The organism is Maribacter aurantiacus, assembly GCF_005780245.1.
Taxonomy (GTDB): domain Bacteria; phylum Bacteroidota; class Bacteroidia; order Flavobacteriales; family Flavobacteriaceae; genus Maribacter; species Maribacter flavus.
In genome coordinates this window covers 1,126,348-1,140,642 of record NZ_VBUK01000001.1, presented here as the reverse complement: position 1 = coordinate 1,140,642, position 14,295 = coordinate 1,126,348, and the positions used below count along the sequence as shown (strand labels likewise).

11 protein-coding genes are annotated in these 14,295 nt (G+C 39.8%); 2 read left to right on the top strand and 9 right to left on the bottom strand.

The genetic code is table 11. The features are described from left to right. Positions 1 to 66: 66 nt before the first annotated feature. The 4 genes from FEK29_RS04855 to FEK29_RS04840 form a co-directional block, all read right to left on the bottom strand. Positions 67 to 1,833: an L-fucose isomerase gene (locus tag FEK29_RS04855; protein ID WP_138257241.1), complete on the bottom strand. Its 1,767-nt coding sequence runs from the start codon at positions 1,831 to 1,833 to the stop codon at positions 67 to 69. A 36-nt stretch (positions 1,834 to 1,869) separates the two neighbouring features. Further along, the gene (locus tag FEK29_RS04850) at positions 1,870 to 3,552 is read right to left on the bottom strand and encodes a ribulokinase (protein ID WP_138257240.1); all 1,683 of its coding nucleotides are present in this window, start codon (positions 3,550 to 3,552) and stop codon (positions 1,870 to 1,872) included. Between the two features lie 378 nt (positions 3,553 to 3,930). Beyond that, a complete protein-coding gene (locus FEK29_RS04845) occupies positions 3,931 to 4,662 on the bottom strand; it encodes an SOS response-associated peptidase (RefSeq protein ID WP_138257239.1) in 732 nt (243 codons plus the stop codon). 10 nt (positions 4,663 to 4,672) lie between these two features. After that, entirely contained in the window at positions 4,673 to 7,939 is a 3,267-nt protein-coding gene (locus tag FEK29_RS04840; protein WP_138257238.1) for a WD40/YVTN/BNR-like repeat-containing protein, read from the bottom strand. Between the two features lie 229 nt (positions 7,940 to 8,168). On the opposite strand from FEK29_RS04840, the gene FEK29_RS04835 reads away from it, so the two are divergent. Together FEK29_RS04835 and FEK29_RS04830 are read left to right on the top strand one after the other, a co-directional pair. Then, positions 8,169 to 8,618 carry a response regulator gene (locus FEK29_RS04835; RefSeq protein WP_138257237.1) on the top strand — a complete coding sequence of 150 codons (450 nt, stop codon included), beginning with the start codon at positions 8,169 to 8,171 and terminating at the stop codon, positions 8,616 to 8,618. Positions 8,619 to 8,776: 158 nt separating this feature from the next. After that, positions 8,777 to 9,214 (top strand): BLUF domain-containing protein, encoded by a 438-nt coding sequence (locus FEK29_RS04830; protein WP_138257236.1) that lies wholly within the window; start codon positions 8,777 to 8,779, stop codon positions 9,212 to 9,214. A 21-nt stretch (positions 9,215 to 9,235) separates the two neighbouring features. On the opposite strand, the gene FEK29_RS04825 is transcribed toward FEK29_RS04830, so the two are convergent. The 5 genes from FEK29_RS04825 to FEK29_RS04805 form a co-directional block, all read right to left on the bottom strand. Next, the gene (locus FEK29_RS04825; RefSeq protein WP_138257235.1) at positions 9,236 to 9,622 is read right to left on the bottom strand and encodes a hypothetical protein; all 387 of its coding nucleotides are present in this window, start codon (positions 9,620 to 9,622) and stop codon (positions 9,236 to 9,238) included. A 132-nt stretch (positions 9,623 to 9,754) separates the two neighbouring features. Further along, the gene (locus FEK29_RS04820; protein WP_138257234.1) at positions 9,755 to 10,756 is read right to left on the bottom strand and encodes a helix-turn-helix domain-containing protein; all 1,002 of its coding nucleotides are present in this window, start codon (positions 10,754 to 10,756) and stop codon (positions 9,755 to 9,757) included. A gap of 150 nt (positions 10,757 to 10,906) precedes the next feature. After that, a complete protein-coding gene (locus tag FEK29_RS04815) occupies positions 10,907 to 12,460 on the bottom strand; it encodes a sensor histidine kinase (RefSeq protein ID WP_138257233.1) in 1,554 nt (517 codons plus the stop codon). A 79-nt stretch (positions 12,461 to 12,539) separates the two neighbouring features. After that, the gene (locus tag FEK29_RS04810; RefSeq protein WP_138257232.1) at positions 12,540 to 12,980 is read right to left on the bottom strand and encodes a response regulator; all 441 of its coding nucleotides are present in this window, start codon (positions 12,978 to 12,980) and stop codon (positions 12,540 to 12,542) included. Positions 12,981 to 12,991: 11 nt separating this feature from the next. After that, on the bottom strand, positions 12,992 to 13,501 hold the full coding sequence (locus tag FEK29_RS04805) for a helix-turn-helix domain-containing protein (RefSeq protein WP_138257231.1): 510 nt from the start codon (positions 13,499 to 13,501) through the stop codon (positions 12,992 to 12,994). Positions 13,502 to 14,295 lie beyond the last annotated feature (794 nt).

Here is a 14,295-nt window from a genome sequence, read left to right as displayed (position 1 = left end):
TGGCGAGTCTTCTGAAGATTCGAATAAAACATTTTTCAACGTAACAATTAATACCACAATCCATTCTTATTTGTACAAGGGTCCATAATTTTTGCATGCCCTGAAATCGGAAGATTCAATATCCATACCAAAGGAAGCCCAATCCTTGGGCCGAAAAACTTTCTCATTGGGTATATTGTGCATATTCACAGGTATTCTTAACATGCTACAAAGTGTTATAATATCATTACCGTAATGACCATAACTAAATGCAGCGTGATTCGCTCCCCAATTTGCCATAACACTATAAACATCTTTGAAGGCAACCTTTTCTTTATCTAATCTTGGAACAAACCAGGTAGTAGGCCAAGTAGGATCTGTCCTGTTGTCTAATATTTTATGTACATCTTCGGGCAACTCTACGGTCCAACCTTCAACTATTTGTATTACTGGCCCCAACCCGTCCACCAAATTAATCCTACATAGGGTTACAGGCATTTCTCCTTTAGTAACAAAATGAGATGAATAACCGCCACCTCCAAAATACTCATACATGGCAGGTGGCCAATCAGTTGCATTAAGGCATTTTTTTACCTCTTCTTCTTTTATTTCCCAATAGGGTTTCATTACGGGCTTGCCATTTTGAGTTTGTTGTCCCGTCCCATCTAGAGTAGACGATCCAGAATTAATTAAATGAATAATTCCATCTGATGATTTACCTTGTAGCTGGTATCCCGTTACCCTTTCAACAGATGAAGCACTCCAAAACGTTCTCACATCGGAAAACATTTGAGCTTGGTTTGTCAATAAATATCCAAATAACATAGAAACCCCATTCAAACTGTCATTTTCAGTGGCCATTATATACGGACTCCTAATACCATTCCAATCAAATGAGGAATTGAGTATTGCCTCTAAAAAATCACCATTAGGCATATAATCATTCCATTGACGTTGTCCTTGAAATCCAGCAGCTAAAGCATTATGACCTAATGCCTCCTCTCCATATCCCATGTCCTTTAATTTTGGATTACCTATCATTAAATCTCTTGCGATTATGGTCATTTTAACCACGGTCTCCCATTCTTCATCCATCTTTTTTCTAGACTTGACAAGTTTTTCAGGATTTCGATTTTCACCCTCTTTGCAATTCTCTTTAGTCCAAACAAGTGCTTTTTTGAACTCTTGTTTGTCATAAATTCCTTTCTGAAGCCTCCTATTAATTTCACTCATATCGACATACTCATTGCGCATGCCCAAGTACTTTTGAAAGAAAACCTCATTAACTATTGAACCTGCTATGCCCATAGATACAGATCCAATTGATAAATAGGATTTACCTTTTAAAGTTGCTACTGCAATACCTGACCTAACGAATTGTAAAATACTTTCCTTAACATCATCAGGAATAGTTTCATCATCCCTTTCTTGAACTTCTCTTCCGTAGATACTAAATGCAGGAAGTCCTTTTTGGGCATGTCCCGCCAACGCGGCTGCCAAATAAACAGCTCCCGGACGTTCCGTGCCGTTGAAACCCCAGATTGCTTTTGGCCTAGTAGGGTTCATATCTATTGTTTCTGTACCATAGCACCAACATGGGGTTACAGTTACAGAAAGTCCCACTCCTTCTTTTAAAAATTTTTCCTCGCACTTTTGAGCTTCTGGTACTCGACCAATTGTATTATCAGCTACGATACATTCTACATTCTCCCCATTAAAGTACTTTACATTTGAAGATACTAATTGTGCAACCCTTAGGGCCATATCCATCGTAGACTTTTCTAAGGATTCTCTAATACCGCCTAACCTAGCATCAATAACCGGTCTTATTCCAACTTTTGGCATTTCTTTCATATTACTTTATTAACTTTTATTAATCTTGGTTAAATTTTATTGGATAGTATCCTTTTCTACATATTCGGCGAACGACAAGTATTTTTCGTAGAGTTTATTATATACTTCTACATTTTGCTTATTTGGCTGAAATGTTTTTTTAATACCCCTACCCATAGCCTTTTGGGCCATATAGTAATCTTGGTATATACCCGAAACTACAGCTGCTGACATTGCTGCTCCCAGAGCGCATGTATTATTAGAACGCATTACACTTACCGGGTAGTTCAGAATATCAGCCAGAGTCTGCATAACGAAATTGGATTTTTGAGCAACTCCACCTACTGCTATTACTCCCTTTATTTCTATTGACTCCTCTAGAAACCTTTCCAATATTTTCCGAGAACCAAAACAGGTCGATTCTACCAATGCTTTAAATATTTTAGGTGGATCGGAACCGAGGGTTAATCCCAAAATTCCTCCTTTTAAGGATTGATTGGAATCTGGTGTTCTTCTGCCATTTAACCAATCTAATGCGACAATATCCGAATCTGATATAGTTAACTGACTAGCAGCATTACTTAAATCTTCCAAAATTGTCTTATTGTATTGACTTATGGCCCCTTCCCATAACTCCTTAGATCTTGGTTTACTAAATGAATTAGGACCTTCCAAGTTCCACATAAGAAGCTTTTTTAACCAGGCATAAATATCGCCAAATGCAGATTGACCAGCTTCCAAGCCAATCATATCAGGTAAAATGGAACCATCCACTTGTCCGCAAATTCCTTCAACTACTTTTTTTTTAATTTCCACCTTGGAAATAGTCAGCATATCACATGTAGAAGTACCGATCACCTTTACAAGATAATTGGGCTTAATTTGGGCACCTACAGCACCCATATGAGCATCAAGACTTCCTACACCGACTTTTGTATGCTTGGGTAGCCCTAATTCTTTGGCCCATTCACCAGTGATATACCCAGCTTCCATATCGGCTGTATAGGTTTTCGTATAAAGTCTTTCTCTTAATCCTTGTAGTAATGGGTCTACGGTTAATAAAAACTCATCAGAGGGCAAACCTCCCCAAGATTTATTCCACATAGCCTTATGACCCGCAGAGCATACATTCCTTTTAATCTTTAATGGGTCATCATTGCCTGTTAGTAATGCAGGTATCCAGTCACTATGCTCCACCCAAGAGTAAGCAGCGTTTCTGACCTTTTCATCTACTCTTAAAACATGTAATATTTTGGACCAAAACCATTCCGATGAATAAGTTCCTCCTACATATTTTGTATAGTCATTAAAATCCCCTGAATGTGCCAGCTCATTAATCTCCAATGCCTCTTTAATTGCAGAATGGTCCTTCCACAAAATGAACATGGCATTAGGATTATCCTTAAAATCTTCGAGTAAGGCCAAGGGAACACCATTCACATCAACAGCGACTGGAGTGGAACCTGTAGACGCAATGGATAACCCATAAACTGAATTAATCGTTGATTCTGGAATATCTTTCAACAATTCACTCATTGATTTTTTTAAAGAATTTATATGATCAATAGGATGTTGTCGAAATTGACTCTTGTTTGGATTACAATACTTACCCTTTGCCCATAATTCATAATTACTTGAACCAACGGATAAAGTTTCGCCATTTAGTGCATCTACAAGTAGGGTCCTTACTGAATCGGTTCCAAAATCGACACCAATTGTGAGCTTTCTATTTTTAGCCATAATTTAAACGATTAAGCAATAATTTTAAAAAAAATGCAAAAGTGCAATCCATTTTGCTTTATCGATTAAGCAATAATAAAAAAATATATGGTTAAAAAAAAATTACACTGAATAATTATTGAGAATTTATTATAATTGTCATTGAATTACTAACTAGAGTACCCAAAAACGTACACGTTTTAAATAATATTTGGTTAAAATAAAGGGGATTTTGGGCATTTACTTGAACTCATAACCCGAAGGTCACTGGTTCGAGTCCAGTTCCCGCTACTAGCAAACAAAGGGCTTTCAAGAGATTGAGGGCCCTTTTTTTATATAATCTTTATCCAAGTCCAAAACTGGACGAGAGCTTTATCCTGAATGCTGTCAAAGTGTTTATTAATATACTATCTCCAATTCCGCATAGGAAACTGGCGAAGTAATATCCGGTCTTTGTCCCAAATTGCCCCTATAGATGTCCTTGCTGATCGGCCAAGTCTCCAATTCCTCATCGGGTAGATCATCCTCGATCACGTTTATAATTTCTGCCTCTTTCAAGTTGGGGTCCAGCCAAACCTCAATATCCATTTCCTGTAAAATTACCGGTCGCCTGTTTTTTTTATTGTGGATTTTTTGGAACAATGGGGTCGCGCTTTTTGTAAGTATGGAGAATGTAACTGTGCCGTCGGAGATGGTAGTGTAAATCCCCGCCAGACTGAGCGGGCTATCGTCTTTTCGCTTAAAATAAAAAGGGATTTTAAAATTATTTCTTGCGGTGTGGGGTTCAAAAAATCCCTTTAGCGGTACAATACATTTCTTGAAGCCTTTGTAATTGGCGGAGTTGAAAAGTTTTTCTGATTTCGCGTTCAGCCCAGACCCATATTTTATCGTATCCTTATAATATTCTTGCGGTTCTATATGGAACTTGTAATGGGGTATGATTCCCCATAGGGCATTGGTTAATATGTTCGGGTTTTCTTCCGTAATGATCCAGGACCGATTGTGCGCGAATCCATTGTTAAAATAACGGTTGTATTCATTTTCAGGTTCGGCATACACATAGTTGTGATCCAAACGGTAATAGGTCTCTACCAATTTTACATCGCCAAACTCTTCCGTTGAAAAACACATCGTCCAAGACTTATAACTTTCTATTGGGTGTATAGGGTGCCTTTAATTCCTCCAAGGTTTTTTCAAAAGCTTCCATGGAACTATTTAATTCCTTCAAGGCTTGTTTGAAGGTATTGAACTCTTTTGAAGCGATTTCAATGTTCGTCACTTGTGTTTTGGTAGGTTCCTGTGTCGTTTCCCAATGAGCCCCTGCTACCTGTCCTACCCTAGATCTAATGGAAGGAGGCGTGGGCTCGTCCAAGGATTGTTTTACGGGATTGCCATATAAAGCCTTTCGTAGGGAACTTATCTCAAGCCCTAACTCCTTCAACTGATTGAAATGGGTCTCCTTGGCCAAAGGGGTCTTCAGCAAGGCTTCCTTCATGTGCCTGATCTGATTACCGTATTCACCCAATTTTTCGCCCGCATTATAAATTTGTCTGGAAAGCTCCGCCGTTCTATCCTGAAAAAGCTGAATGTCCCCATGTGCCATATTTTCCCTTTCATTGTGTACGGGTACCACCTTAAAGCTTTCCGGTGTTCCCTGGGGTTGCAATTCCCCGTCAAACAACACATACATTTGAACGCTGTAAGTGCCCGGTGAAACCAAAGGACCTTGGTCCTCTCCCGCCCAAGGCGGCCTAAAATCCGGAACGGACAAATCTATGGGGTTGGGCGCCGAACGCCTCAAATCCCACGTGGTACGTTGTAGCCCTTTACCGGACTTGCCTTGCAACCATCGTACAGGTTCTTGGTTTTGGTCCGATATCAAAAAGAGCACCTTGGCATCTTCCTGTCCCTTTTCTTCTTCCAGGGCTTCCCAGCCTGGAAAGGGAACCGACATTTTCTTCGACCTCAGCTCCTTTTCCTTTTCGCTTCGTAAGGTCTTGCCCGTTTTTGGCACATCTTTTATCCAGTAAGAGAATGTGGCACCAAAAGGCGGATTGTCCGTGGCAAAGCTTGTGGATCCCAAAGTGGGCATGCCCTTGGCCTGCATAGGGACATTTGGTACGTACCACCACGCATCCCGTACCGGGAATAGTTGATTGTTTTTATCCGATATTTTTTTACCCAATCCCCGTAACGGGGTGTAATCGTCCAGTACAAAAAATCCCCTTCCAAAGGACGCTCCCACCAAGTCGTTGTCCCTTGGGTGCAATTCGATGTCCCGAAACGGAATCGTGGGCACTCCTGATTTTAAGGGAATCCAATTTGTCCCTTTATTCGGGGAGAAATAAATGCCATATTCCGTGCCAATGAACAATAGGTTTGAATCGACATAGTCTTGCTTTATAACCCATACGATGGTCTCCTTGGGCAGGTCGCCCACTATGGAAGTCCACGAACGGCCACGGTCCGTACTCATGAACAAATACGGGGTGTAATTCCCTATTTTATGGACATCCGCGCTAACGAACACAACATTTGGATCATGAGCGGATGCTTCGATATCGTTTATAAAGGAAAGCTCAGGAACTTTGGGCAAGGCCCCACTTTTCCGCCAGGTCTGGCCTCCATCCTCGCTTACATAGATCAATCCGTCATCGGAACCCGTATACAATAAACCTTCCTGTTTAGGAGATTCTGCAATAGAGGTCAAAGTGGCATATTTGGACATGGCTCCCGTGTCATACAGGGCATCCACGCTCCAGACCCTGCCCATCATATCCAATTCATAACGTACCCTATTGGTCGTTAAATCATCGCTTATCGGTTGCCAGGAATCTCCCTTATCGTCACTACGCCACAATCGTTGCGAGCCGTAATATATCCTGTTGTTATTGTGGGGGCTGATCAATAACGGACTGTCCCAGTTCCATCTGTCGGCCATACCATCGGTTGACTGGGGCTGAATATCCATTCCCTCCTCCGTTTTCCTATCATGCCGATACAAATTGCCTTCCTGGATTTCCATATAGACAGTATTGGGATCCGTGGGGTCGAACGCATTGTCGTAACCATCCGCGCCCAAAGGCACATACCAATCCTGATTGCGAACGCCCTCAGTATTCATCGTCCGGGAGGGGCCGATCAAGGTGCCTAGATCCTGCGCGCCTCCCACTATATTGTAAAAAGGACGGGCATTATCCAAGGAAAGCTTGTAAAACTGTGAAATGGGCAGGTTTGGAAAATGCCGCCATGTACTGCCCTCATCAAAAGTTTCGTAAAGTCCGCCATCTGTTCCTGCGAGCAAATGCCTGCCATTGTTCGGGTCGATCCAAAGAGCGTGATTATCGCTATGCTTTTCACGACCTGTGCCCAAAACCTTAAAGCTTTTGCCGCCATCCCGGGTTACCCTAATGAAGACATCCATTTGATAGATCAAATCGGGATTCGTTGGTGACGCCTCGATCTCCTGATAGTAATGTGGTCCCGTTCCTCCGGATATATAATCGTTGCGTTTTTCCCAACTTTCTCCTTTATCGGCCGAGCTGTAAAATCCCTTTTCGGCAGCATCCGCTTCAATGGTAGCATATACCAGATTTGGATTTGCGTGTGTAACTGCCAATCCTATTTTGCCCATATCCCCTTTGGGCAGCCCTGTGGTCTTTTGGGTCCAGGTGTCACCGTTGTCAGTGGATTTATAGATTCCTGATTTTGGTCCACCGGATAGCAGGGCCCAGATGTGCCTTCTTCGTTGGTAGGCCGCGGCATAGACAACATCTGGATTTTCCGGGTCGAACTCAATATCGGTAACACCCGTATGCTCGTCAATTTTAAGGACCTGGTTCCAAGTCTGTCCGCCATCGGTGGTTTTAAAGACACCGCGGTCCCCGCCCGAAGACCACAATGGGCCTTCAGCGGCCACCAATACCACATTGCTGTTTCTGGGATCCACCAATATTTTTCCTACATGCTCGGAATTTTCCAGACCCATGGATGTCCAGGTGGCACCTCCATCGTTCGATTTATAGATACCATCTCCCCAGCCTACATGTCTGCCGCTTACGTTCTCACCGGTTCCTACCCAAACAGTCTGGGAGTTGTTGGGGTCAATGGTCACGCAGCCTATGGAATAGGAGGACTGATCTTCAAAAACGGGATGCCAGGTTATTCCGTTATTTTGCGTTTTCCACACACCGCCGGACCCCACGGCAACATACCAGATACTTGGATCCTTTTGGCTTACGGCAATATCCGCAATTCTTCCACCCATAAGTGCCGGACCAATAGCACGGAACTCCAAGCCATTTAGGTCCTTGGCAATACCCGAAAAATTGGGGTTTTGGGAATGGATAAGGTTAACATTGATAAGCAATAAAAAAAGGAGCGCTTTAACGGAGTTTTTGATATACATGGTTGAACCTTTAGTATGTTTGGAATGATATGGAGTTCTAAAGTAAAAATAACGAACCCTGATCAAACATTTGGGTGCCTCCAAACAATTTTTGGACATATTTTTAGGACCGATGGATTTCCTATAGAAAAAACATAATTCTTTTTGAGTTAGTAATTAAACGTATTGCTGTACCTAGGAATTCTATTCGATGATATCTTGCACCCAATCAAAAACTAGGAATGCATAAATGAGCCAGACCATACAAAGAATCTATTTGGCGGACGATGATAGTGACGACAGAGCATTTTTTTCCGATGCCTTAGGTGAAATTCCTATTGCCACTACAATTGAGGAGTTTAGTAACGGGGTAGACCTCATGTCTTTTTTATTGAACAGTGAGCACCAAAAACCCGATGCCATTTTCTTGGATTTAAAAATGCCCATGATGGACGGATTCGAATGCCTGGCCGACATTCGGGATTTAGAGTCGTTCTCGAATATTCCAGTAATCATTTACTCCACCTCTTTTCATGAAAAAGATGTAGAAAGACTAAAAAAAATGGGAGCTACCCTTTATTTAAAGAAACCTTCTTCATTCAATCAATTGAAGACCTTACTGCATAAATGTCTTTCTCATTTAGCTCAAATGTCCAAAGGTACGACCAAAATTGAACCTCAATTTCTAATTTCAATTTAGATTGTTTTAAAGTTTTCTCTTGTAGGATTGAGATAAAGAGAAAATCTTATTTGTTCAATGAACACATTCGTTCAATTTTTGGGTCAATAAAAACTTCCGAAATACGTAAGTTCCTACCCAAATTTATATTACTTTGGGCGTCAAAATCCATTGGCTAAATGCACGAACTAACCTACACTTCCCAGGCAAAAAAGAATGTTTCTCTTAAAGACCTGAACGATATTCTTAAAACCGCCAATGAATTCAACAAAACCCACTCCATAACCGGTTGTTTGGTATACCACAACGGACTTTTTGTACAGACGCTGCACGGGGCGAAAAAAGGAATTTTTGACCTCTTGAAAAAAATTCAAGGGGACGAAAGACATACCAATGTAAATCTTGTATGGGAAGGTCCCGCAGAAAAAGAAGTATTCAAAGGGTGGCACATGGCCTTCTTCTCACCTAAAACTTCCGGTAAAACTTCTGAAAGTCTGATAGATTTTGAAAGGAACCTTATAACGCTTTCTACATTTTATAAGGCAGATTCAGCATCGGTACGGATATTTTGGTCCATTGTGAAGGATTTATGTTTGAACGAGGCACAAACACACTAATCAACTACACAAGATTAGTAATTAGACCGCTTTCCTAAAAAAGGACAAGCCTTCATCGGTTATTTTGATACCTATATAGGACATGGCCGTTTTTAAAGTTTCCACTTCCCTTTCCGCATTATCGTTCAAAACTCCCAAAGAGTTTATTATCAAGGAATTCAATTGTCCTCTTGCCCTACCATTCAAATCTTGGTTCTCTTCAATATAAATGGCATCCCTTAATTTTATGTTTTTTGAAATAGCCTCATCTATCTGTAATATAAGATCTTTAATCTCATCGATAGGGTTCTTCGACAGGATTAAATCGAACTGTGTGCGGATACTTTTCTTCCATAAATTCAAGAGTTGTAATCTGGACTCAATATCCTTTTTAACCTCAATGTAGAGGTGGGCTTTTTTATGCTGCATTGGTTCGCTCATCATTTGACATTTTTATTTAAAGTTATCGGTCCGCTTCGCTATTCATTATCCCAAAAGTTTGAATTAATTGTCCATATTTATTTGAACCAAAAATCATTGTTTCAATCTTTCTAAAAAAATTTAGGCTGAGAGCTTGGTGCCACGCGCTTTCGTCAAATACACTTTGGGGGAACACTTAAAACGTTTGTTGAATATTTTGGAGAAATAGCTACGGCTGGAAAAACCAATGGTGTATACAATTTCGGAGACGTTCAAGTCGGTTTCCTGAATTAATTTTTCAGCCAGATCCAAGCGCTGGTTTTTAATGCAACTTGCCACTGTAGAGCCTGTAAACACCTTGAAACCAGATTGTAATTTTGCTGCGGATAGTCCGTATTTTCTAACAAAATAGTCTATGGAATAAGGAAACTCCGGCTTTGCCCTAATTTCCTCGATGGCTTCCTCAAGGCGCAACATCTCCCGCTTTGTCAATGTGGAATCATGTAAGGTTTTTTTGGAATTATCACTTTTATAATGTAAAATCTCCAATGCCAAAGTAAAGTGCACAAGCCCTTCGATCAATAATTTTCGAACCACACCGGTTTGGGAAATAGACTTTATTTGAAGCAAGTGCTCCTTAATCTTTAGATTGACCGTTCCAACATATTCATATTTTTTGTTCTTTAAAAATTGGGAAAACAACTGATTTTTTAATTTTTCGGTTTTCTCAACTGAAGTTTCGGAAGTATAGTCATCAGAAACTTGAATGACCGAAAAATGGACCTTCTTTCCAGGTTCCAATTCGATATTCACTTCCTCTTCCATACCCCCAAGAATTACCGTCCTTAAAGAATCCACCTCAATGGAAGACTTACTCGCAGGTAACTTTAGGGTAAAATTTCCTTCTAGACAATAAATGAAAAACAAACCGCGTGTGGAAGGGTTTTTCAGGTTTAAATTGACTGTTTCCGTAGTCTTTATATCGAATTGGCTATACCCAATACCTGATTCCAGCTCTACGGACTGGATGCGCCCGGTTCCTTTATGGTTATCGAACATCAATATACGTTCCGTATCGAATATGGAAATACTTCCTCCTAGACTATTGTTAAGCTGATTTAATTTTGCGTGTGTAGTGTTCATGGTTGACTGATTTAAGATTTTAAAAAGTGATGTTAGAATCACCTATTATTTTGAATCCCAAAAATCTTGATTAACCGATGATTTATGTTATAACATTTTCTGTTTCTGTTATAACATCTCATTCCGTTATCACTTAAATGGGGAATGGCGCTATTTAGATAACGAGGGCAAATAAACCGTGAATACGGCTCCTTCGGTATTCTTGCTGGTCGCCGTAATTATTCCATTGTGCGCTTCCACGATTTTTTTGCAAATGGCCAATCCAAGTCCGGTACCTGAATATTCATTTTTACCGTGCAGCCTTTGAAAAATCTCAAAAATCCTTTCCCCGTATTGGTCATCAAAGCCAATACCGTTGTCAATAAATTCCAACTTGTGATAGGTTCCTGCTGTAAGCTTGGGGATTTGGTTTAAGGCGTCAACCGTTATGCTGCTGTGCTTAATGGCAACCACTGGAACGGTTTCTGCTGCCATGTATTTTAAGGAATTTCCAATAAGATTTGAGAAAAGTTGTTCCATCTGAAATTGAACCCCATTAATTTCCGGAAGTTTATCCGCCTTGATGGAGGCATTTGTTTCACAGATCCGTTCGCCCAAATCTTCCAACACATTGGTCAAGATTTCGTTAAGGTCGATTTTTGTGGGCTTGTCCTCCACATCCTCTATTCTGGAATAGGACAACAAATTGGAGATTAGATTGCGCATCCTTTCCGTTGAAGAAGTTATCTTTTCAAGATAATTTTGAGATCTGGGCCCCATCCTTTCCCTTTCTTCCACATTCAATCTACTAATGAACATCTGAATTTTTCGCAGGGGCTCCTGTAAATCATGGCTTGCAATACGGTTAAAGGCCTCCAAGTCAGAATTTATCTTTTTCAATTCGGCATTTTTGGCTTGCAAAAGGGATTCGTGTTCTATCTGTCTGGTGACATCCTTAAAAACACCTACCATGTACCAATTATTTTGGGTTGGATAATACTCCCCGATCGTATTGATATATTTTACCTCCCTTGTTCTGGTTTTGACCTTAAAGGTTATATCGATCCTTTCCTTGGTTTCCTGCGTTTTTGCTATGATCGACCTGACCCATATCATATCCTTTTCATGCACAAATTTCAATATGGTATCCAGGGTTGGATTCGCAGCAAAAGGAGCGTCGTAGCCCAAAAGTTTATAGACGTTCTCGGAAAGGGACAACGTGCCATTGGTTAAATCCCATCGAAAACTGCCCGTGCTTGCAACATATTCAGCTTTTAGGAGCAACTTATTCTGTATCTCCAATTGCCGCTCGTATTCCTTTTCTTTGGTAATATCCTTTAAAAAATTGACCACCCCATTCTCTAGTTTAACCAGCCTAGCACTGAACCATACCGCCAAACTTCCAAAGACAAATTTGGCCGTATAATTGATAGTTTCCCCAGTGGAATAGCATTTTTTGGCCCTGTCAAAAACGCCGTTTTCCATAACCTGTTGGTCATAATCCAACCATCGCAAACCAATCATTTCATTGACTTTCAAGTCTGTGATTTCCTCTATACGGTTGTTGACATACTTAATGGTAAAATCCTCTATATCACCCCTATCATTGAAAAGTGGTTCTAAGTAGGCAATAACATTATTGCTACGATCCAAGATTTTCTCCCTAAATAAGTTGGACAGTTCCAACTCTGAAATTCGGTTTCTCAGTTCAATTCTGTCCGGCATATCATTGGGAAATTTATTGGGTAACTTGTAATTTGTCCATCTAAAAGAATTCTCAAGGACACCTATTAAATATGGGTTTTTAAATTCTTAATAGAAAGTTTTCCTTCTTAAAATCATCCATATGATAGGCCCAATTCATTTTTATCACTTGGGCCAGGGATTTCTTCAAGTCCTCAAAACTGGAAGGTTTTTTGATGTAGATATTGGCACCGTTCAGAAATGTGCGTTCAATATCCTTGTCAGACGACGAAGTGGAATAAATTGCAATGGGCAAATCCTTCAGCAACGGATTCTTTCGAATTTCGGTCAAACACTCAAATCCGTTCATTATCGGCATGTTAAGGTCTAGGAAAATTAGATTGGGTAAATTCTCCATTTGCTGCCTTAAGTAATCCAAGCAACTTTTCCCGTTGTCCAATTGCTGTAATTGGGTATTTAAGTCAACTCCTACCAAGGCATCGGCAAAAAACTCCCTGTCGTCCTCATCATCGTCTACCAGCAAAATTTTCATTTTATTCATACAATTTTCCGTTAAATGGTGTTTATAGTGTTATTTCTTATTTTCAAATATTGTGTTGTCGTCAAACCGGTAACCTTCTTGAATTGGCCGGATAAATGAGGTACACTGCTAAAATTTAGGCTAAAAGCAATATCGGACAATGTTTTATCTTCTTGCATTAATAGATCCTTCACTTTTTCAATGCGGATCAACACATAAAAATTTTCAATCGTAGTAAAGGTTTTCGACGTAAAATGGTTGGATAGGTATGAATAACTGTAACCCAATTCATCCGAAAGCATTTTGGATATAGAAATATTCCTATCATAATCCCCTCGAACATATTTTTTTATAAGGGCCTTTATTTGATCCAGTAATGACAATGTATTGCCGGTATTGATCTTTATTCCATAGGGGGCCAAACCCTTGGAAAGTGCCTGCATCTCCTTTTCCTCGATTTCCCCAGATAGTATAATCGAATCTTCATGAATTCGTTCCACTGGGATATCCATGGAATCCATGGTCCTTTTTACCACTTCCATGACAACTTTTTCAACTTCATAAGTGAACTCAAATTTCACGTTTCCAATTCAAATTAGATAAACCTCTAAAATATTTACATTCCATAAAACCGAATAACAAAATACAGTTTTTCTTTAACGATTTTTGGCAACGGGCGAACTTTACATCCCACTTTGTAAGCTCTAAATATATACGCCTTATAAATGTACCTCGGATTACAACTGACTTTGATTAACAATTCTTTAGGAATTGAGATTAGAATCCATAATTTTATATAAAAGATTACATTTCAATCAATTATAGCTTATTCTCATCAAGAAAATTGCATTTAGCCCCAAGCTGATTTTAAAAATCAAAATCTGTCAAAGAAGTAATTGAACTGATTTCCAAAATCCGAAAGTACTCGATTTAAAGGATGAAAATTATAGTTAAGTATTTTTGATGATAGCCTACGGCGGGCCACAGGAGGTATTTCAAAAAGCGATCGAATTAAAAAAATTTTCCTTTCATGAGACGATTATTACAGACCAAAACTCATAATTTAAGAGCTATCTTGGGCGCTTGACGGAAAATTTGGCAAACAAACATTCCAAATATGCTTTATCTCCATTGGCACTAGCTGCATATATCAATAGAATGCAGATTGTGAGTCTATTATTGAAATATGGTGCGTCCTACCTGACAAAAATGAAAAAAGGATAAAGCCCACAAAATTTGGCAGAAAGGGAAGGGTATGATAAAATCTATGAATGTCTCTCGAAAGAATTAATTGACCGGAAGCAATCGGGCCACCACAATAAATTTTATACTTTTA